The sequence below is a fragment of the Phytobacter sp. genome (assembly GCF_059074235.1).
In genome coordinates this window covers 339,184-357,769 of record NZ_JCACPZ010000006.1, presented here as the reverse complement: position 1 = coordinate 357,769, position 18,586 = coordinate 339,184, and the positions used below count along the sequence as shown (strand labels likewise).

20 protein-coding genes are annotated in these 18,586 nt (G+C 51.4%); 10 read left to right on the top strand and 10 right to left on the bottom strand.

What is annotated here, in order from left to right; genetic code table 11:
* Positions 1–15 precede the first annotated feature (15 nt).
* Together tssJ and AC5JPW_RS16405 are read right to left on the bottom strand one after the other, a co-directional pair.
* The gene (tssJ, locus tag AC5JPW_RS16410) at positions 16–531 is read right to left on the bottom strand and encodes a type VI secretion system lipoprotein TssJ (RefSeq protein ID WP_494241998.1); all 516 of its coding nucleotides are present in this window, start codon (positions 529–531) and stop codon (positions 16–18) included.
* Between the two features lie 16 nt (positions 532–547).
* Positions 548–1,042 carry an SH3 domain-containing protein gene (locus tag AC5JPW_RS16405; RefSeq protein WP_494241996.1) on the bottom strand — a complete coding sequence of 165 codons (495 nt, stop codon included), beginning with the start codon at positions 1,040–1,042 and terminating at the stop codon, positions 548–550.
* 1,105 nt (positions 1,043–2,147) lie between these two features.
* Between AC5JPW_RS16405 and AC5JPW_RS16400 the strand changes: the two genes are divergently transcribed.
* Positions 2,148–3,857: an alpha,alpha-trehalase gene (locus AC5JPW_RS16400; protein ID WP_494241994.1), complete on the top strand. Its 1,710-nt coding sequence runs from the start codon at positions 2,148–2,150 to the stop codon at positions 3,855–3,857.
* 70 nt (positions 3,858–3,927) lie between these two features.
* Here AC5JPW_RS16400 and AC5JPW_RS16395 read toward each other — a convergent pair whose 3' ends face one another.
* Entirely contained in the window at positions 3,928–4,182 is a 255-nt protein-coding gene (locus tag AC5JPW_RS16395; RefSeq protein WP_494241993.1) for a GlsB/YeaQ/YmgE family stress response membrane protein, read from the bottom strand.
* Positions 4,183–4,392: 210 nt separating this feature from the next.
* Between AC5JPW_RS16395 and ycgR the strand changes: the two genes are divergently transcribed.
* Complete coding sequence (ycgR, locus tag AC5JPW_RS16390) at positions 4,393–5,124, top strand: flagellar brake protein YcgR (protein WP_494241991.1); 732 nt, start codon at positions 4,393–4,395, stop codon at positions 5,122–5,124.
* Here the strand turns inward: ycgR and emtA are convergent, their stop codons facing one another.
* On the bottom strand, positions 5,125–5,736 hold the full coding sequence (gene emtA, locus AC5JPW_RS16385; RefSeq protein ID WP_494241989.1) for a membrane-bound lytic murein transglycosylase EmtA: 612 nt from the start codon (positions 5,734–5,736) through the stop codon (positions 5,125–5,127).
* 98 nt (positions 5,737–5,834) lie between these two features.
* Here emtA and ldcA point away from each other — a divergent pair, with 98 nt between their 5' ends.
* Both ldcA and AC5JPW_RS16375 read left to right on the top strand, forming a co-directional pair.
* The gene (gene ldcA, locus AC5JPW_RS16380; RefSeq protein WP_494241987.1) at positions 5,835–6,746 is read left to right on the top strand and encodes a muramoyltetrapeptide carboxypeptidase; all 912 of its coding nucleotides are present in this window, start codon (positions 5,835–5,837) and stop codon (positions 6,744–6,746) included.
* Between the two features lie 138 nt (positions 6,747–6,884).
* Positions 6,885–8,618 (top strand): potassium/proton antiporter, encoded by a 1,734-nt coding sequence (locus AC5JPW_RS16375; protein WP_494241986.1) that lies wholly within the window; start codon positions 6,885–6,887, stop codon positions 8,616–8,618.
* 15 nt (positions 8,619–8,633) lie between these two features.
* Here AC5JPW_RS16375 and dadX read toward each other — a convergent pair whose 3' ends face one another.
* Both dadX and AC5JPW_RS16365 read right to left on the bottom strand, forming a co-directional pair.
* Entirely contained in the window at positions 8,634–9,704 is a 1,071-nt protein-coding gene (gene dadX / locus AC5JPW_RS16370; RefSeq protein ID WP_494241984.1) for a catabolic alanine racemase DadX, read from the bottom strand.
* Between the two features lie 14 nt (positions 9,705–9,718).
* Entirely contained in the window at positions 9,719–11,017 is a 1,299-nt protein-coding gene (locus tag AC5JPW_RS16365; protein ID WP_494241983.1) for a D-amino acid dehydrogenase, read from the bottom strand.
* A 318-nt stretch (positions 11,018–11,335) separates the two neighbouring features.
* Between AC5JPW_RS16365 and AC5JPW_RS16360 the strand changes: the two genes are divergently transcribed.
* Positions 11,336–12,868: a SpoVR family protein gene (locus AC5JPW_RS16360; RefSeq protein ID WP_494241981.1), complete on the top strand. Its 1,533-nt coding sequence runs from the start codon at positions 11,336–11,338 to the stop codon at positions 12,866–12,868.
* A 41-nt stretch (positions 12,869–12,909) separates the two neighbouring features.
* Here the strand turns inward: AC5JPW_RS16360 and fadR are convergent, their stop codons facing one another.
* On the bottom strand, positions 12,910–13,629 hold the full coding sequence (fadR, locus tag AC5JPW_RS16355; protein ID WP_494241979.1) for a fatty acid metabolism transcriptional regulator FadR: 720 nt from the start codon (positions 13,627–13,629) through the stop codon (positions 12,910–12,912).
* Between the two features lie 354 nt (positions 13,630–13,983).
* Between fadR and dsbB the strand changes: the two genes are divergently transcribed.
* A complete protein-coding gene (dsbB, locus tag AC5JPW_RS16350) occupies positions 13,984–14,514 on the top strand; it encodes a disulfide bond formation protein DsbB (protein ID WP_494241977.1) in 531 nt (176 codons plus the stop codon).
* Positions 14,515–14,606: 92 nt separating this feature from the next.
* Entirely contained in the window at positions 14,607–14,948 is a 342-nt protein-coding gene (locus AC5JPW_RS16345; protein ID WP_494241975.1) for a TehB family protein, read from the top strand.
* Between the two features lie 5 nt (positions 14,949–14,953).
* Here the strand turns inward: AC5JPW_RS16345 and ycgN are convergent, their stop codons facing one another.
* The 3 genes from ycgN to AC5JPW_RS16330 form a co-directional block, all read right to left on the bottom strand.
* Positions 14,954–15,400 (bottom strand): cysteine cluster protein YcgN, encoded by a 447-nt coding sequence (gene ycgN, locus AC5JPW_RS16340; protein ID WP_494242386.1) that lies wholly within the window; start codon positions 15,398–15,400, stop codon positions 14,954–14,956.
* 93 nt (positions 15,401–15,493) lie between these two features.
* On the bottom strand, positions 15,494–16,153 hold the full coding sequence (locus tag AC5JPW_RS16335; protein WP_494241974.1) for a fumarylacetoacetate hydrolase family protein: 660 nt from the start codon (positions 16,151–16,153) through the stop codon (positions 15,494–15,496).
* Positions 16,154–16,305: 152 nt separating this feature from the next.
* Positions 16,306–16,575, bottom strand: coding sequence for a YcgL domain-containing protein (locus tag AC5JPW_RS16330; RefSeq protein WP_494241973.1), 270 nt, complete (start codon positions 16,573–16,575; stop codon positions 16,306–16,308).
* A 123-nt stretch (positions 16,576–16,698) separates the two neighbouring features.
* Here AC5JPW_RS16330 and minC point away from each other — a divergent pair, with 123 nt between their 5' ends.
* From minC to minE, 3 genes are read left to right on the top strand one after another with little or no spacing between them, the layout of a single operon-like run.
* Positions 16,699–17,394, top strand: coding sequence for a septum site-determining protein MinC (gene minC, locus AC5JPW_RS16325; protein WP_494241971.1), 696 nt, complete (start codon positions 16,699–16,701; stop codon positions 17,392–17,394).
* A gap of 22 nt (positions 17,395–17,416) precedes the next feature.
* Positions 17,417–18,229, top strand: a complete 813-nt coding sequence (minD, locus tag AC5JPW_RS16320; RefSeq protein ID WP_494241969.1) for a septum site-determining protein MinD — start codon at positions 17,417–17,419, stop codon at positions 18,227–18,229.
* Positions 18,230–18,232: 3 nt separating this feature from the next.
* Positions 18,233–18,499, top strand: coding sequence for a cell division topological specificity factor MinE (gene minE / locus AC5JPW_RS16315; RefSeq protein WP_437431572.1), 267 nt, complete (start codon positions 18,233–18,235; stop codon positions 18,497–18,499).
* The last annotated feature ends 87 nt before the right edge of the window (positions 18,500–18,586 follow it).

Below are 18,586 nucleotides of genomic sequence, written 5' to 3'. Positions count from 1 at the left end.
CCTGTTGAAACGGTGCTACCGGGAAACGGCGCGAACACCGGTTACGTCGAGAATAATGTCGGCTTCAAGTGAATCAGCAGACGATTTCCAGAACACGTAAAAAGGGGTTTCGCCCTGCACGGGAAGTGGGATTGAGATCCGCCATTTTTTGCCATCCAGCGTCTGATACTCCGCCATGACGCCAAAATAGCGTGCCTCTGGCGTCGTCTGTCCGGTCAGCGTTTTTGAGAGCTGTCCGGGCATCAGGAAAAATTCATCACTGTTTAGCAAGTTGGCCCCTAAGGCACTTTCTGCATTGTTTTGTAGCGACCAGAAATCTGCCGACATGAACGTCGCATCAGATTTCAACAGCAGGACCCTAACCTTAAGCGGCGCGGCGGCGTTGACCTGCGGGTTCGCTTTAAAGTTGAGGGTATAGCTGACAGGTGCGCTATGTGGAGTCGATTCACAACCGCTGACCAGGGTGGTCAGCGTAAGGAAAAACGCCAGCAAAATCTGGCGTGAAAGCCCGGGAATGTTCATATTTTTCATCGCGTGTAAGGGCGAATTAGTTGATTATCCAGGTGCCTGACGTGCTGTTTTTACAGGCTTTACTGCTGCCGTCAACGTTGACGCAGGTCTGTTTCTGACGTGGTCTGAGACGTGGAGTCTGTTTACGAACGGTATCTTCGTACAGTTCGCTTTTCACCACCGCACGCAGTGGCACGTAACCAATCAACTCTTCTTTCCCTTCTTCTGCCAGCGCCATCCAGAAATGCTCGACCTGACCGAGAACAACATAAGTTTTGCCGTTTTCCAACTGGCGAACCAGCTTGCCGCCGTAATCAGGTTGCGTCATCAGGGAGGCGGGATAGAGGGCACGATAGTTTTCATTGATCGGCTGGAACTCTTTAGGCGGTTTAACAGCATAACGGTGGGTTAAGGTCACACCGTTAACTTCGCTGGTGACAATGGTGTCATCCGTTGGGGCTGGCGGCGGTGGAGCCTTACAGGCAGAGAGAGCAAAGACAAAAAGAAGCGCTAATACATTTCGCATTTTCATAACGGTAATTTTCCATTGCAAATATATTACTGTGTCGATCTGGAACGTTTTGGAAAGCAGTATTTAAATCGTTCAAAATCATCCCGGTCATTATCCTGAAAATCTCGAGAGAATTAATTCAGGGCATAGCTACCGCACGAACCTGTGCGCAAGCAAGGCAACAATCAACATAACCCTAATATCTGGCGAGGCGTAATCTTACAGATTGAACAATTCAATTCAATATGATCTCCGACCACTTGAAAAATGAATATTCAAAATTTAAGCAAATTAAGACAATTCTCAAGTAATAATTTCATTTAAATCGATTACATCGTGAAATTTCTTCATTTAGGGTGACTGTCACTGCAGTAAATTATACACCCAGTTGAATTTAAACGAATTTCACAAGATGCCATTGTAGTAGCAGGTAATTGATTTCGCGTGATCAGATTAATCCTAAAACATCAAAAAGCGCACTATTACTCCGAATACTGGTAGTTCACAAACCACACCAAATAGAGGGCCATCGTCACAGGCGTGATTATTCAAGGGCTGTAAAGATATTATGATGAAATATACTTAACCAGTTCTGCGAATATTCTTACGAATCTCTTCAGAATTATTCATTCCTGATCTCACCTTATTTAACCAGTGCTTAATTAAATGTTTGCCTCACGACAATTTTAAGTCTCGCTTAAGCATAATAAATAAGCAATAACCGAATCAATTCAGCTTTATTGATTTGAATCAATTGTTACTGATAGTTATTAACAAGAGAATTTGATCATATCGATCATTTTTATTTCATTAACTGAGAAATTACTCAGCTGACATTATTCAGCTTTTATATTTAATAGCGCTTTTATAAGAGGATGATATGGCTAGGGAGAAAAACGAGACGCCCCCCCGGTACTGCCTGTTTCCCCTCACTCCAGCCCTCACCCTCGGGGAGAGGGAGGAAAGAAAGCAGCTATCCGGCATTCAGCACATTTTTATCGCAAGGTAAATTGTCTGGAAGCGAGCAAAATGCCACATCCAACACGCTACGCTTCTCATCTTCGACTAAGGTTTTCACTAGGTTGGCTACAGCGGCCCCGCATTTACCCGCTAAGGAGAACACTTGATGACAAGACCTGATTTGCGCCGTCAGCGCACTCTTTACCTTGCAATGCACATCGCGCTGGGTGGTGCTTTGCTCTCTCTGATTCCCTCAGCCCTTGCGGCAGAACAACAGAACATCAAACAATCACCGGACATTTTATTGGGGCCGCTCTTTAGCGATGTACAAAGCGCCAAACTCTTCCCCGATCAGAAAACCTTTGCTGATGCGGTACCCAAAGGGGACCCGCTGATGATCCTCGCGGATTACCGGATGCAGAGAACACAAACCAGCTTCGATTTACGCCATTTTGTGAACGTCAATTTTGAGTTACCCAAAGAAGGTGAAAAGTACGTACCACCAGAAGGCCAAAATCTGCGCGAGCATATTGATGGGCTCTGGAGCGTGCTGACGCGCACCACCGATCACGCCAGTAAGTGGGATTCACTGTTACCGCTGCCAAAACCCTATGTGGTGCCCGGAGGTCGTTTCCGTGAAGTCTATTACTGGGACAGTTACTTCACCATGCTCGGCCTGGCGGAAAGTGGTCACTGGGATAAGATCGACGATATGGTAGCCAACTTTGCCTGGGAAATAGACAGCTGGGGGCATATCCCCAACGGTAACCGCAGCTACTACCTGAGCCGCTCGCAGCCGCCGTTCTTCGCCTTTATGGTCGAACTGTTAGCCAGTGATAAAGGCGATGAGGTTCTGAAAACCTATCTTCCGCAACTGGAAAAAGAGTATCAGTACTGGATGGACGGTGCAGACAGCTTGCAGAACGGACAGGCAAACAAGCGTGTTGTTAAACTGGATGACGGTTCGGTGCTGAACCGCTACTGGGACGACAAAGACACACCGCGTCCGGAATCCTGGCTGGACGATGTCACCACCGCCAAAAATAACCCTAATCGCCCGGCAACCGAAATCTACCGTGATTTACGCTCTGCGGCGGCATCCGGCTGGGACTTTAGCTCTCGCTGGATGGATGATCCGAACCAGCTTGGCACCCTTCGCACCACCAGCATTGTTCCGGTCGATCTGAACGCATTAATGTTCAAGCTGGAAAAAATGATTGCCCGTGCCAGCCAGGTCTCCGGTGACAGCGCCAAAGCCAGTAAGTTTGAAGCGCTGGCTACTGCGCGACAGAAAGCAATGGAAGCCAACCTGTGGAATGATAAAGAGGGTTGGTATGCCGATTACGATCTGAAAACGAAGAAAGTACGTAATCAACTGACCGCCGCCGCCCTCTTCCCGCTGTATGTGAATGCTGCGGCGAAAGACAGAGCGGATAAGGTCGCCAGCGCGACTCAGGCCCGGCTGCTGAAGCAGGGTGGCATTGCAACCACAACTGTGAACAGTGGTCAGCAATGGGATGCGCCGAACGGTTGGGCGCCATTGCAATGGGTGGCGACCGCCGGGTTACAGAATTACAACCACAAGAAACTGGCGATGGACGTGACCTGGCGCTTCCTCTCTAACGTCCAGCATACCTATGACCGTGAGAAGAAACTGGTGGAGAAATATGATGTCAGCACCACCGGGACCGGCGGTGGCGGCGGTGAGTACCCGCTGCAGGATGGATTTGGCTGGACGAACGGCGTCACTCTCAAGATGCTTGATTTAGTTTGCCCGAAAGAGAATCCGTGTGACAGCTTGCCTGCCACCCAACCTGCTGCTGAGCCGGCATCGGCGATATCGACACAACCAACAGCCCAGAAAGCCGTGCAGTAAGCAAAATAAAACCCGGCAGGTTGAAGTCTACCGGGTTTCTTTCTCAATCGGGTTTGTAGCGGGAAATGACTCAGTCTCGGCGAATCATCCTGAACACAGCCAGTACCACAATCGCACCCACGACTGCCACGGCGAAGCTATGGATATTGAAGCCAGTCACATCGCCGCCCATGCCAAACATTGTGGCAAGCCAACCGCCGACGACCGCACCGACAATCCCCAGAATACACGTCAGAATAAAACCACCGCCATCACGACCCGGCATGATGAACTTGGCTATAATTCCGGCGATGAGGCCAAAAACAATCCACGCGATAATGCCCATTTTACTCTCTCCTGCTCAAACGTCATACAACCGCGATGACCACCATGGTGTCGCGTTACGTTAAGTATAGGCTATGGAGTGAAAAATGATTTCTGCTCACGGACTTAATAGAAATTTTTAAGAAAATAATTTGGGTTTTGTCTTAAGAAATTCCGGCAAATGCCGATAGACAAACCATACGATCTGTCAGTGGTCAAGGAGCCTTTCGGCGTGAGTAAGTACAGTGAGCAGTTCCTGAAAAATAACCCCTTAGCGGTGCTCGGTGTGATTCGTGACCTGCAGAAGAATGAGGTCCCGGTTCGCATCACCTGGGCGAGTGGTCAGTTCATCAGTAAGATCCTTGAAGTGACCCCTGATGCACTGGTCATGGACTTTGGCAGCCAGGAGTTTGAAAACACCTCCGTTCAGCGCGCGGGAAAGGTGACCATCTCTGCGGAAACCCAGGGTGCAAAAGTGGAATTTACGCTGCCTAAGCTTGAAAGCGGCATCTGGCAGTCGTTACCTGCGTTTATCACATCATTGCCCGAAACGCTGTTTTTCATCCAGCGCCGGGAATATTTTCGTATCAACGCGCCTCTGCACCCTGCCTATTTCTGCAAAGCGTTAATGCCGAATAAAGCGGAGCTGCGTTTTCGCCTGTTCGACCTGTCACTGGGTGGAATGGGTGCATTGCTGGAAGGGGCACTGCCGGAAGGTTTACAGGCCGGTATGCGTTTTTCACAGATTGAACTGGATATGGCGTCCTGGGGTCAGTTCTATTTCGACGCCCAGCTTATCGCGATTGGTGAGCGCAAAGTGGTGGATGGCAAGAACGAGACGATTACCACGCCACGCCTGAGCTTCCGCTTTCTGAACGTCAGCCCAGGGGTAGAACGCGAACTCCAGCGCATTATCTTCTCGCTGGAGCGTGAAGCGCGCGAACGTGCCAATCGGGTGCGATAGTTACATCGCGTTAATGGCTTTTTGAACTTTCCAGATATAGCGCGGCGCCTGCGGTGCAGGGTGGTTTTCCACGATGTGATCGAAGAATTCGTTCGCGCTCAAATCATTAATCTCATTAATGGCTTTTTTGCGGTCAGATGAGAACGTCCGTAACAGCGCACCCGCACCGTTGACGTACGAGACCACCAGCGCGTACTGCATCACCTGAGGATTGGTTATTCCCGCCAGCGGGCCATGCTCAAGAATGCTCAGATACGCGGCACCCATGGAAATGTTGCGTTCCGGATTCTTAAGCTCACTGGTGGTGGGCTCACCTTTCCAGCCCATGCGTTGATACACTTCGCGCCCGGCAGTTGAAGCTTTCAGTTGCATCAATCCAACAGCGTTTGATTTACTCACCAGCGCCGGATTACCGCCAGACTCTACCGCTATCATGGCCGTAATCAGTTTCGGATCCACGCCCCATGCGGCCCCTGCCTTCTCGGTGATTGGCATCCACTGCATTGCCCGTTTAACCGGCACTTCCGGATTCCAGTCAGGGTTACGGTAATCTTGTTTAGAGCTACAGCCCGCCAGCAACACGACTAAAAAAGCAAACCATCTTAATTTCACACGCAATCCTTCTTTGGTGAACGCATCTCTACGGATGACAACGAACAGGGTTAGCGGCATGATAACTGTTTCCGATCAGATGTCAGCAAGGAATTGCCATGTCCAGGTTTCATTTGATAGCGCCCTCCGGCTATTGCATTAATCAGTCTGCCGCAGCGCTTGGGGTTCAACGACTGGAGGCAATGGGGCACCAGGTAGATAATCGCCAGGTAATTGCCCGCCGGGATCAACGCTTCGCCGGAAGCGACACGCAACGCCTTCAGGATCTGAATGCGCTGACAGATTTAAACAATGCCGATGTGATTGTTCTGCCCGTGCGCGGGGGTTATGGTGCCAGCCGTTTACTGGAGCAGGTTGACTGGCAGGGGTTAATTGCCCGTCAGCGTACAAACCCGCTGCTGATTTGTGGGCACAGCGACTTCACCGCCTTCCAGTTGGGATTACTGTCGCTGGGTAACGTCATCACCTTCAGTGGGCCAATGCTGGCCGCGAATTTCGGCGCCCCTTCCCTCAATGACTTCACCGTGGACCATTTCTGGCGAGCACTGAGCAATGCATACTTTACTATAGAGTGGGACGGTGAAGGTCCGCGTTGCAATACGCAAGGCACCTTATGGGGCGGCAACCTGGCGATGCTCACTTCGTTGCTTGGCACTCCCTGGTTCCCGGCTATCGATGGCGGGATTCTGGTGGTGGAAGACATCAACGAACACCCTTTCCGCGTTGAGCGTATGCTGCTTCAGCTTCTGCACGCTGGCGTGCTGGCGCGTCAGAATGCGCTGATTCTCGGCAGTTTCACCCGTTCCGAGCCGAATGAGTACGATGCAGGCTACACTTTAATGACAATGGTGGATTACCTGCGCAGTCGCCTGTCAATCCCTGTTATCACAGGACTGGAATTCGGCCACGAGCAACAAACGGTGACCTTGCCTCTGGGCGCACATGCCGTCCTGGAGAAAAGTGAGACGACACGCCTGACCATTAGCGGGCATCCGGTACTATCTGCATAAAAAAATCTTTATTTGGCTGATTGATTCAACTTTTCTGCCGTTAATATAGATAGGTTTTCACATCCGTGCCTGCCACTGCGCAAAACTTATGCAGGGGCGGATGTTGAGTGGAGTGACGTAGAGAGGAGAAGCACGACATTGGACGCTGAGGCGGTAATTAGTCTGTTTATTTTGGGTTCAGTACTTGTAACCTGCAGTATTTTATTAAGTTCATTTTCTTCCCGTCTCGGTATTCCTATCCTGGTCATCTTCCTTGCCATTGGTATGCTGGCAGGTATTGATGGTATTGGCGGTATTCCGTTCGACAACTATCCCTTCGCGTATATGGTCAGTAACCTGGCGCTGGCAGTGATCCTGCTCGATGGTGGGATGCGGACTCAGGCCAGCTCTTTTCGCGTGGCGCTCGGACCTGCCCTGTCGCTGGCGACGATAGGTGTACTGATCACCTCCGGTCTGACCGGGATGATGGCGGCCTGGTTGTTCCATCTTGATGTGATTGAAGGGTTGCTAATTGGCGCGATTGTGGGCTCGACGGATGCAGCAGCGGTCTTCTCGCTGCTTGGCGGCAAAGGGCTTAACGAGCGTGTCGGTTCAACGCTGGAGATTGAATCCGGTAGCAACGACCCGATGGCGGTCTTCCTCACGATTACGCTGATTGAGATGATCCAGCAGCACAATCTCGGGCTGAGCTGGATGTTTGCGGTGCACATCGTACAAGAGTTCGGGCTGGGGATTTTGCTGGGTCTCGGTGGCGGTTACCTGCTGTTGCAGATGGTCAACCGCATTGACCTGCCTGCCGGGCTATATCCTTTATTAGCACTGAGCGGCGGCATTCTGGTCTTTGCCGTCACCACTGCCATCGAAGGCAGCGGCATTCTGGCGGTCTATCTGTGTGGTTTTGTGTTGGGTAATCGCCCAATTCGTAACCGCTTTGCGATTCAGCAAAACTTTGACGGCCTGGCCTGGCTGGCGCAAATTGGCATGTTCCTGGTACTGGGACTGCTGGTGACACCGTCCGACCTGCTGCCGATTGCGATACCGGCGCTGATCCTGTCGGCTTGGATGATTTTTGTCGCCCGTCCGCTGTCAGTTTTCGCCGGACTACTGCCGTTTCGCGGCTTTAATCTGCGCGAGCGCGTCTTCATCAGTTGGGTGGGGCTGCGCGGTGCGGTGCCCATCATCCTTGCCGTCTTCCCGATGATGGCGGGACTGGATCATGCCCGCTTGTTCTTTAACGTCGCCTTCTTCGTGGTGTTGATCTCCCTTTTGTTCCAGGGAACGTCACTCTCCTGGGCGGCGAAAAAAGCGAAGGTGGTGGTGCCGCCGGTCGGGATGCCGGTTTCACGTGTGGGGCTTGATATTCACCCGGAGAATCCGTGGGAGCAGTTTGTTTATCAACTCAGCGCAGATAAATGGTGCGTCGGTGCCGCGCTACGTGATTTGCACATGCCCGCTGAGACGCGCATTGCGGCGCTGTTTCGCGATAATGCTCTCTTACACCCGAGCGGGAGCACCCGGCTGCGCGAAGGTGACGTACTCTGCGTGATTGGCCGCGAAGGCGATCTACCTGCCCTCGGCAAGCTTTTCAGCCAGACGCCTCCGGTCGCGCTCGATCAACGTTTCTTCGGCGACTTTATTCTTGAGGCGGATGCCAAGTTTGCCGATGTCGCGCTGATTTACGGCCTGGAGGACGGGCTGGAGTATCGTGAAAAGCAGCAGACACTGGGTGAAATTGTGCAACAACTACTCGGTGCCGCGCCTGTCGTCGGTGACCAGGTGGAGTTTGCTGGAATGATCTGGACAGTAGCGGAGAAAGCAGAGAACGCCGTGCTAAAAGTCGGTGTTCGCGTTGCAGAAGACGAGGCGGAATAACCGCCTCGCGATAAGTTACACCGTCACAACCGGGACGCGTGGTGCCAGAGCACACATCAGCTCATAACCCACCGTCCCTGCCGCTGAAGCCACTTCATCAATCTTGACGTCATTACCCCATAGCTCAACGGGTGTACCGATACCTGCCTGCGGGCACGGCGTTAAATCCACCGTCAGCATATCCATCGAGATAGCCCCCACAGTGCCTGTGCGAACACCATCCACCAGCACGGGTGTCCCGGTGGGTGCCAGACGCGGGTAACCGTCCGCATAACCGCAGGCGACAATCCCTATCCGCTGCTCGCCGCTGGCACAGTAACGACTGCCATAACCGACGCAATCACCCGCCTGCAATGTCTGCACGGCGATAATCTGGCTGGTAAGCGTCATTACCGGGCGGATACCGCTATTAGCCACATCCTGCCATTGCCCGGAAGGCGACGCGCCATAGAGCACAATACCGGGACGTACCCAGTCAGCATGCACTTCCGGATGCCAGAGCGTGGCCGCCGAATTGGCCAGTGACAGTGGGCAGTCGAGCCCCTCTTTTGCCTGCGCAATCCGTTGTACGGCCTCCGTAATCCCCTCCGGTAACTCCGCATTGGCAAAATGGGCCATCAGCGTGATGTTCCCGACATTTTTCAGCTCACGCAACTGTCGCCAGATACTCTGTACACGTTCAGGTTGAAAACCCAGTCGATTCATACCGCTGTTCATTTTCAAATAGACATCCAGGGGCGCGTGCAATTCTGCATCCTGGAGCACTTTCAGCTGCCAGTTACTGTGGATACTGGTAGTAAGGCGATACTTATCGAAGAGGGGCAATTCATCGGCATTAAAGAAGCCCTCTAACATCAGAATCGGCCCTTTCCAGCCGCGTTCACGCAGCAGAATCGCCTCTTCAAGATTGAGCATCGCAAAGCCATCCGTGCCTTCAAGCGCCCGCCAGATTCGGTCAATACCGTGACCATACGCATTGGCTTTCACCACGGACCAGACGCGTGACGTTGGGGCGGCACGTCGAATAATCTGCAAGTTATGGCGCAGTGCCTGCAAATCGATCGTGGCCTGAACAGGACGTGACATGCTGTCTCCTTGTTTTAGTTGTGTGCACCATGCAACTGGTCGTGGCGACCAGGACTGAATCCAGGCAGGTATCTCGCCACGCTCAAATCTTCCCACGGTATTGCCGGGGTCCGACCTGAAATCAGATCGCTGAGTAACTGACCCGAGCCGCAGGCCATTGTCCAGCCAAGCGTGCCGTGACCGGTATTAAGCCACAGGTTTTTAAAGGGTGAACGGCCGACAATCGGTGTACCGTCTGGCGTCATCGGACGCAGACCGGTCCAGAATGTGGCCTGCTCAACATGCCCACCATGAGGGAACAGATCTTTTACCACCATTTCCAGCGTCGCGCGCCGGGGTTCACGTAACAGGGTGTTAAAACCGACAATTTCAGCCATTCCCCCCACCCGAATACGATTATCAAAACGGGTAATCGCAATCTTGTAAGTTTCATCGAGGATAGTCGAAACTGGCGCACCCGCCTCATCCGCAATGGGTATGGTGAGTGAATAGCCTTTCAGCGGATAAACCGGGATATCGACAATGCCGTTCAGCATCGCGGTGGAATAAGAGCCAAACGCCATCACATAAGCATCGGCTTTGATGATCTCCTCGCCACACTTCACACCATAAATTTGCGCGTTTTCATATAGCAGGCGATCGACCGGGGTATTAAAGCGGAATGTGACCCCTGCCTGTTCGGCCATTTCAGCAAGGTGTTGCGTAAAGAGCTGACAGTCACCAGTTTCGTCGTTTGGCAGACGCAAGCCACCGCTTAGTTTGTGGGCGACGGAGGCCAGCGCCGGTTCGACCTCGGCCAGGCGGGCTGACTCCAGCAGTTGATAAGGTACCCCCGCGTCCTCAAGCACTGCGATATCGCGGGTCGCATTCTCATACTGTTGGGCGGTGCGGAACAGCTGCAGTGTTCCACCTTGCCGACCTTCATACTGAATCTGGGTTTCGTCGCGCAATAGCTTCAGGCAATCGCGGCTGTATTCCGCCAGACGTACCATTCGCCCTTTATTTTCCATGTAGTGACGGGTATCGCAGTTGCGCAGCATTTGCCACATCCATTTTAGCTGGAAGGGGGTGCCGTCAAGACTGATGGCCAGCGGAGCATGGCGCTGGAACATCCATTTGATCGCTTTAAGCGGTACTCCAGGAGCCGCCCAGGGCGCTGCGTACCCGGGCGAAATCTGGCCGGCATTCGCGGCGCTGGTTTGCAGTGCCGGGCCAGCCTCCCTGTCGATTACTGTCACCTCGTGACCTGCCTGGCGTAAATACCACGCGCTGGTGACTCCCACAACCCCTCCCCCCAGTACGACAACTCGCATAGCCTGCTCCCATGAGTAAAGCACAATCATCTGATTACAAATTGATAACCCAGATGAAAATGTTATTCAACATATGGCTTTTTTATGGTGATATTTCTCACATCTTTCCGTAAATAAAGGTATTCACCTGGATGACATCTCCTGCTGCACGTTCTTTAGTCTCAGTATAATCTGCTGTTCATGGCGCTATTTCCCGGTCATTCACGACAAGAAATCGTGAAGAAAAAAATCTCGCTAACCCACAGTTTTTATTGCGTGATCTATCATTGAAATGAGACCTTCCATACAGAGAAGGTTGTTAACAACGAGGGCGCGCTAATGGCTACGATTGATTCCATGAATAAGGATTCTGTACGTCTCAGTGATGGACCTGACTGGACCTTCGATCTCCTTGATGTGTATCTCGCCGAGATCGACCGGGTGGCAAAACTCTACCGCCTGGAAACCTACCCGCATCAAATCGAAGTCATCACGTCCGAGCAGATGATGGATGCTTACTCCAGCGTCGGGATGCCTATTAACTATCCCCACTGGTCGTTCGGTAAAAAGTTTATCGAAACAGAACGTCTGTATAAGCACGGCCAGCAAGGACTGGCGTACGAGATTGTGATCAACTCCAATCCGTGCATTGCCTACCTGATGGAAGAAAACACCATTACCATGCAGGCACTGGTCATGGCGCATGCCTGCTACGGTCACAACTCATTTTTCAAAAACAATTACTTATTCCGTAGCTGGACGGATGCCAGCTCGATTGTCGATTACCTGATTTTCGCCCGCAAATACATCACCGAGTGCGAAGAGCGTTATGGCGTGGAAGAAGTTGAAAAGCTGCTCGACTCCTGCCATGCGCTGATGAATTACGGTGTGGATCGCTACAAACGTCCGCAAAAAATTTCTTTGCAAGAGGAGACCGCACGGCAGAAAAGCCGTGAAGAATACCTGCAAAGTCAGGTGAATACCTTGTGGCGTACCCTGCCGAAGCGTGAGGAAGAGAAAGCGGTAGTTGAAGCCCGGCGCTACCCGTCCGAACCGCAGGAAAACTTACTCTATTTCATGGAAAAAAATGCCCCGCTGCTGGAGTCCTGGCAGCGTGAAATTTTGCGCATTGTGCGTAAGGTCAGCCAGTATTTTTATCCGCAGAAACAGACGCAGGTGATGAACGAAGGCTGGGCCACTTTCTGGCACTACACCATCCTTAACCACCTGTATGACGAAGGAAAAGTCACAGATCGCTTTATGCTGGAATTCTTACATAGCCACACCAACGTAGTGTTCCAGCCGCCCTACAACAGTCCGTGGTACAGCGGGATTAACCCCTATGCACTCGGCTTTGCGATGTTCCAGGACATCAAGCGCATTTGCCAGTCGCCAACGGACGAAGACCGCTACTGGTTCCCGGATATCGCTGGTTCCGACTGGCTGGAGACGCTGCACTTTGCCATGCGTGACTTTAAGGACGAGAGCTTTATTAGCCAGTTCCTGTCGCCGAAAGTGATGCGCGACTTCCGTCTCTTTAGCGTTCTGGATGACGATCGCAATAACTACCTGGAAATTGCGGCCATCCATAATGAAGAAGGTTATCGCGAGATCCGTAACAAGCTGTCGTCACAGTACAACCTGAGCAATCTTGAGCCGAACATTCAGGTGTGGAACGTGGATTTGCGTGGCGATCGTTCACTGACGCTGCGTTACATTCCGCATAACCGTGCGCCACTGGATAAAGGCCGTCGGGAAGTTCTCAAACATGTGCACCGTTTATGGGGTTTCGATGTGATGCTGGAACAACAAAACGAGGATGGGAGTGTAGAATTACTGGACCGCTGCCCGGCCCGAAACAATGTGCTGTAACCAAAAATCAAACCCCTCTTTTAAGAGGGGTTTTTCTTTGCTTAGCGCCCGTGCATCACTAGATCACCCGGCAGATTCTTGTGCATACGCTGCCAAATCTCGCCACTGTCATGCCCGTATTTACGTACGGTTTCATACACCTGGTCATGCAGCTTCTGTTCGCACAACTCCACCAGCCGATGGTAGAAGCCCAGCGCCAGGCTGCGTGCTTCCGGGCTGGCGAAATAGTGACGTCCGATACGGGTGTAGAGCCCTTTCATCCCGTTCAGAATCAAACCGTAAATCGGGTTACCGGAGGCAAACGCCAGACCGCGGAAAATGCTGTAATCCAGTTCAGCAAATGCATCGCCGTGATCTTCCACTTCGCGTGTTTTGGCCAGCACTTCCAGCGCCTGGTCAGGATGCTGACGGAATGCAGTGCGAATGAAGATCGTCGCGATATTGGTGCGAACGGACAGGAGATTGTCGATCAATTGCGGGACGCTCTCATGGTCCAGACGTGCCAGCGTCTCAAGAATATTTAGCCCTGAGGTTTCCCAGAAGTTATTTACTTTTGTCGGCTTACCATGCTGAATCGTCAGCCAGCCATCGCGGGCTAAACGCTGTAACACTTCACGCAGAGTGGTCCGGGTGACGCCAATCAGTTCGGAAAGTTCGCGTTCTGCTGGAAGAATCGACCCCGGAGGAAAACGGTTATTCCAGATACTTTCAATGATGTACTCTTCCGCGAAACCCGCCGGGCTCTGCGCCTTTATGACCATAATGAGATTTCCATTAAACAACTAAGCAAAGATCACTCATCATACCAGACCCATTCAGGGGCAGATAGCATACGGAATGAAGAAAAAGGGGATCGGCTACCCATTTTAAAAGATTCGCCAGACTCAACTGTTCATCTGTCAGTATCGTACTGTAATCCCGCATTCATTGAGGTTTCATTTAGCTCTGTAATCAAAAAAGAGATTTGCTTTAGCGCTTTAATTACATACTTCGCGAAACCGTTTAACCTAACGCAGGATATACATCCAATTACGTATTATTTTCTTTCGCGATAGTGGCTTGCGTTGTGAATTCGTTTACACTGCTTTGTCTACGCGTGTCCCAGGGAAATGATTATGTTGCGATACTTAAACAAGTGCTCTCGCGGGCGCGGCGCCTGGTTGTTAATGGCGTTCACTGCGCTGGCGCTTGAACTCGTAGCGCTGTGGTTCCAGCATGTCATGCTGTTGAAACCCTGCGTGTTGTGCATTTATGAGCGTTCCGCTCTTTTTGGTGTCATGGGTGCGGGAATTGTCGGGGCTATTGCACCGAAATCACCGTTGCGCTATGTCGCTATTCTGATTTGGCTTTACAGCGCCTGGCGCGGGCTTCAGCTGGCCTACGAACATACGATGATTCAGCTGCACCCGTCTCCATTTATGACCTGCGATTTCGCAGCCCGTTTTCCGACGTGGTTGCCACTCGATAAATGGCTGCCGCAAATCTTTGTTGCTTCGGGTGATTGCGCTGAAAAACAGTGGCAGTTCCTGTCCCTGGAAATGCCGCAATGGCTGCTGGGCATCTTTGCTGCGTACCTGGTTATTGCAGTACTGGTGCTTATTGCCCAGCCCTTCAAACCAAAAAAACGCGACCTTTTCGGTCGCTAAGAAAAGCGCCTTCGGGCGCTTTTTTTATCCTCTAATTGCGATTCATTCTCATAATGATGTATTTTAAATGCATCTTATAGAGGAGATTTTTTATGTCGCATTTACGTATTCCTGCCAACTGGAAAGTCAAACGCTCTACACCGTTCTTCACGAAAGAAAACGTGCCGGCTGCTCTGCTGTCACACCACAACACCGCCGCGGGTGTCTTCGGGCAACTGGTGGTAATGGAAGGCACGGTGACCTATTTTGGCTTTGCCAACGAACAGGCAACCGAGCATGAGGTGAAGGTAGAGATTAACGCTGGTCAATTCGCCACCAGCCCGCCGCAGTACTGGCATCGCATTGAGTTAAGCGATGACGCGCAGTTTAATATTAACTTCTGGGTTGCAGAAGATAACGGCAGCGACGAACTGTTCCACGCGAAAAAAGCGTAACGGTTTTATTGCGCCCAATCAGGCTTGTTTAAAATGTGGTCCTGCCAGTCGCGCACTTCCGACTCTTTGACCGCAATATGACGCACGGTGATACGCTGCTTGTGCATCATCTCTTTCGAACCGGTACGCAACGGGTGCCAGATGGGTAATGCATTCCCTTCCGCCAGCAGGCGATACGCGCAGGTTGGCGGCAGCCATTCGAAAGTAGGCAGGTTGTCACGGGTCAGCTTGATGCAGTCCGGCTCGTATTCAAAACGGCGCTCATAGTTCTTACACTGGCAGGTTTTGATATTCAGCTGGCGACAGGCGACGTTGGTGAAGTAGATTTCATCTGAATCTTCATCCATGAGTTTATGCAGGCAGCACTGACCGCAGCCGTCACACAGCGATTCCCACTCCGCGTCCGTCATTTGTTCGAGGGTTTTGCTTTGCCAGAAAGGTGTGTCGTTCATAAGTCTGTTCGCCATTTAAAACCGGGGTGCACCTTATAACCAGTCTGGCAGGGGGATGCAAGTTTTGCCGCCCATTTCCGGCGGCAAAGGCATTCAAAGTACGCGGGTAGTCAGGGAAAGGCCGTTAAAACTCACTTCCAGCTCATCACCACTGTGCAATGGCCCGACGCCGTCCGGCGTGCCGGTCAGCACCACGTCACCGGCTTTAAGGGTGAAGTAGCGACTCATATAAGCAATCAGCGGAACGATTTTGTGGATCATGTCAGCAGTCGTGCCCTGCTGGCGCACTTCGCCATTGATTTTAAGGCCAAGTGGGGTGTTCTGCGGATCGCTGGTAAATTCTCCTGCCGGGATAAAACCGGAAATCGGGCAGGAATTATCAAAGCCTTTCGCTTTTTCCCAGGGTTGCCCAGCTTTTTTCATTTTCCCTTGCAGGTCACGCAGGGTCAGGTCCAGCGCGACACCGTAGCCCGCAATCGCTTTCAGCACATGTTCTTCAGTGGCCTGACGCAGTGTCGAACCAATCAGTACCGCCAGTTCAACTTCATGGTGAACGGAGCCAAAATCCTGTGGCAGCGCCAAAGGCTGACGCAGATCGCAAAGTGCGGTTTCAGGCTTAATAAAGAGCACAGGCTCTTCCGGCGTGGCGCTACCCATTTCTTTAATATGCTTTGCGTAGTTGCTGCCCACGCAGACGACCTTACTCACCGGGTAATCCAGCAGTGCGCCCTGCCAGTTATGATGCTGATACATGGTTTTCCCCTAAGTAACACATTGAACATGAGAGAAAAACGACTATCCGCGCCACCTGGAAGTTTGTCAAATACCAAAGTCTTACAGTGAATGTCGGGAAGGGAGTACAGATATGTGGCGGAATCGATCCACCACATTGATATCTGGCAGGTTTAGTTGCCCAGGGAAATATGTTGTTTTAACAAATCTTCCGGCGGCGGAGGCAACTGCAAATAAAATCCCTGATTGGTCAGTGCCGCTTTCACTTTTTCGAGATCGGCATTGGCCAGTTTTTTTCGTCCATCGAGCGGGAGGATCATTGCCAGTTGTGGGCGACCGAAACTTTTCATTAATTCTTCCGGCACACGGCTAAAATCGTCTTTTTTTTCGACGTACAGATATGTCTCATCACGCAGGGGACTTCGGTAGATCACACAAAACATACATAATTACTCTGAATTAATGGGTGGTTACTTGCCTGAATATAATAGTGACTATAACATGCTTGATAGTCTTCGGAATATCACTCGGTTGTCAGTGATAATAGCAAAATGAGTAAGGTCAGGATGTCAAACACGCCCATCGAGCTAAAAGGCAGTAGTTTTACCTTATCAGTGGTTCATTTGCATGATGCAAAGCCCGAGGTTATTCGCCAGGCGTTAGAAGACAAAATCGCTCAGGCTCCCGCTTTTTTAAAACATGCCCCCATTGTTATTAATGTTTCCGGTCTTAATAGCCCGGTGAACTGGCCACAAATGCAAAAAGTGATTGTGGCCACCGGGTTACGTATCGTCGGTATCAGTGGCTGTCAGGACAGCGAGCTGAAAGCAGAAATAGAGCGTGCCGGTCTCCCGCTGTTAAGTGAGGGAAAAGAAAAAGCTCCTCGCTCTGCACCTGCGCCCGTCTCGGCGGCACCGATTGTTACCCCCGTCACAAAAACGCGATTGATTGATATGCCCGTTCGTTCCGGTCAGCGAATTTATGCACCAGACTGTGATCTGATTGTCACCAGTCATGTTAGCGCGGGGGCGGAGTTAATCGCCGACGGGAATATTCATGTGTACGGCATGATGCGTGGCCGCGCACTCGCGGGTGCAAGTGGTGCGCAAGATTCACAAATTTTTTGTACTCACCTCACGGCGGAACTGGTTTCCATCGCAGGGGAATACTGGCTGAGCGACAGAATCCCGGCCGATTATTATGGCAAAGCGGCAAGATTACGATTAGTAAACAACGCTTTGACTATTCAACCGTTAGATTAAGCCCTTTTAACAAGGAACTCCTATGGCACGCATTATTGTTGTTACTTCGGGTAAAGGGGGCGTTGGTAAGACAACCTCCAGCGCGGCCATCGCCACTGGTTTGGCCCAGAAGGGAAACAAGACCGTCGTTATCGATTTCGATATAGGCCTGCGTAACCTCGACCTGATTATGGGTTGTGAGCGCCGCGTGGTTTATGATTTCGTTAACGTCATTCAGGGCGATGCAACGCTGAATCAGGCGCTTATCAAAGATAAACGCACCGAGAACCTCTACATTCTCCCCGCTTCTCAGACGCGTGATAAAGACGCGCTGACCCGTGAAGGGGTAGAAAAAGTGCTGGATGAGCTTCACAAAATGGACTTTGCGTTCATCATTTGTGACTCCCCGGCCGGTATTGAAACCGGTGCCCTGATGGCCCTCTATTTCGCTGACGAAGCCATTATTACCACTAACCCGGAAGTCTCGTCAGTGCGCGATTCTGACCGCATTCTCGGTATTCTGGCGTCGAAATCTCGCCGTGCTGAAAACGGCCAGGATCCAATAAAAGAACATTTATTGTTGACCCGTTACAACCCAGGGCGCGTCAACAAAGGCGACATGCTGAGCATGGAAGATGTGCTGGAAATCCTGCGCATCAAGCTGGTCGGCGTCATTCCGGAAGATCAATCCGTGCTCCGCGCCTCTAACCAGGGCGAGCCGGTGATTCTGGACGCCGCGGCTGACGCGGGTAAAGCGTATGCCGACACCGTTGACCGCCTTCTGGGAGAAGAACGCCCTTTTCGCTTCATCGAAGAAGAGAAGAAAGGTTTCCTCAAACGCCTGTTCGGAGGATAAGTTATGGCATTACTCGACTTTTTTCTCTCCAGAAAAAAGAACACCGCCAACATTGCGAAAGAACGACTGCAGATTATTGTCGCGGAACGCCGCCGCAGTGATGCAGAGCCACATTATTTGCCGCAGCTGAAGCGCGATATTCTGGAAGTGATTTGTAAGTACGTGCAAATCGATCCGGAAATGGTCACAGTTCAGCTTGAGCAAAAAGGTGATGATATTTCTATTCTGGAACTTAACGTCACCCTTCCAGAACCGGAAGAGACAAAATAAGTCGCCGGCAACTCGGGTTGCAAGGCGTAATAAAAAAGGCAGATATTTTCTGCCTTTTTTTATTTATCAAACCGAAAAGCTGTATTT

Excerpts from the sequence above, each read along its gene's own strand:
- tssJ (WP_494241998.1), bottom strand. The coding sequence starts at position 531 with ATGAAAAATATGAACATTCCCGGGCTTTCACGCCAGATTTTGCTGGCG.
- AC5JPW_RS16405 (WP_494241996.1), bottom strand. The coding sequence starts at position 1,042 with ATGAAAATGCGAAATGTATTAGCGCTTCTTTTTGTCTTTGCTCTCTCT.
- AC5JPW_RS16400 (WP_494241994.1), top strand. The coding sequence starts at position 2,148 with ATGACAAGACCTGATTTGCGCCGTCAGCGCACTCTTTACCTTGCAATG.
- AC5JPW_RS16395 (WP_494241993.1), bottom strand. The coding sequence starts at position 4,182 with ATGGGCATTATCGCGTGGATTGTTTTTGGCCTCATCGCCGGAATTATA.
- ldcA (WP_494241987.1), top strand. The coding sequence starts at position 5,835 with ATGTCCAGGTTTCATTTGATAGCGCCCTCCGGCTATTGCATTAATCAG.
- dadX (WP_494241984.1), bottom strand. The coding sequence starts at position 9,704 with ATGTCACGTCCTGTTCAGGCCACGATCGATTTGCAGGCACTGCGCCAT.
- AC5JPW_RS16365 (WP_494241983.1), bottom strand. The coding sequence starts at position 11,017 with ATGCGAGTTGTCGTACTGGGGGGAGGGGTTGTGGGAGTCACCAGCGCG.
- AC5JPW_RS16360 (WP_494241981.1), top strand. The coding sequence starts at position 11,336 with ATGGCTACGATTGATTCCATGAATAAGGATTCTGTACGTCTCAGTGAT.
- fadR (WP_494241979.1), bottom strand. The coding sequence starts at position 13,629 with ATGGTCATAAAGGCGCAGAGCCCGGCGGGTTTCGCGGAAGAGTACATC.
- dsbB (WP_494241977.1), top strand. The coding sequence starts at position 13,984 with ATGTTGCGATACTTAAACAAGTGCTCTCGCGGGCGCGGCGCCTGGTTG.
- AC5JPW_RS16345 (WP_494241975.1), top strand. The coding sequence starts at position 14,607 with ATGTCGCATTTACGTATTCCTGCCAACTGGAAAGTCAAACGCTCTACA.
- ycgN (WP_494242386.1), bottom strand. The coding sequence starts at position 15,400 with ATGAACGACACACCTTTCTGGCAAAGCAAAACCCTCGAACAAATGACG.
- AC5JPW_RS16335 (WP_494241974.1), bottom strand. The coding sequence starts at position 16,153 with ATGTATCAGCATCATAACTGGCAGGGCGCACTGCTGGATTACCCGGTG.
- AC5JPW_RS16330 (WP_494241973.1), bottom strand. The coding sequence starts at position 16,575 with ATGTTTTGTGTGATCTACCGAAGTCCCCTGCGTGATGAGACATATCTG.
- minC (WP_494241971.1), top strand. The coding sequence starts at position 16,699 with ATGTCAAACACGCCCATCGAGCTAAAAGGCAGTAGTTTTACCTTATCA.
- minD (WP_494241969.1), top strand. The coding sequence starts at position 17,417 with ATGGCACGCATTATTGTTGTTACTTCGGGTAAAGGGGGCGTTGGTAAG.
- minE (WP_437431572.1), top strand. The coding sequence starts at position 18,233 with ATGGCATTACTCGACTTTTTTCTCTCCAGAAAAAAGAACACCGCCAAC.